The sequence below is a fragment of the Stenotrophomonas sp. INTA L402-1 genome, from assembly GCF_059295135.1.
Genome location: NZ_JCAFWP010000150.1, coordinates 1 through 644, shown reverse-complemented (window position 1 = coordinate 644; position 644 = coordinate 1). Strand labels below are relative to the sequence as shown.

The following is a 644-nucleotide window of genomic DNA, read 5'->3' as shown; positions in this document are numbered from 1 at the left end:
CAGGGTACGCTGCTGGATATCGACCACGGTACCTATCCGTACGTTACCTCGTCCAACACCACTGCCGGTGGCGTAGCGACCGGTTCCGGCATTGGTCCGCGTTACGTGGACTACGTGCTCGGTATCGTGAAAGCCTACTCAACCCGCGTTGGCGCTGGCCCGTTCCCAACCGAACTGTTCGACGACACCGGCGAGTTCCTGTGCAAGCAGGGTAACGAGTTCGGCGCGACCACCGGTCGCCGTCGTCGTACCGGTTGGCTGGATGCGGTTGCGGTACGCCGCGCGGTGCAGATCAACTCGCTGTCCGGCTTCTGTCTGACCAAGCTGGATGTTCTGGACGGCCTGAAAGAGATTAAAATCTGCGTAGGCTATCGCCTGCCGAACGGCACCGAAGTGGATACGACTCCGCTGGCTGCTGAGGGCTGGGAAGGTCTTGAGCCGATTTACGAAACGATGCCAGGCTGGTCTGAAAGCACGTTTGGCGTGAAAGATCACAGCAAACTGCCGCAGGCTGCGCTGAACTACATCAAACGTATCGAAGAAATTACTGGTGTGCCGATTGATATCATTTCTACCGGCCCAGATCGTAGCGAAACGATGGTGCTGCGCGATCCGTTCGACGCTTGATTTTGCCACCCTTAATG

At 57.8% G+C, this 644-nt stretch carries 1 protein-coding gene; it reads left to right on the top strand.

Going from position 1 to position 644, the window contains the following annotated elements; all coding sequences use genetic code 11:
* On the top strand, positions 1–627 hold a 627-nt coding region (locus AC5O77_RS22025; RefSeq protein WP_494507200.1), incomplete at its 5' end, for an adenylosuccinate synthetase.
* Positions 628–644: the final 17 nt, after the last annotated feature.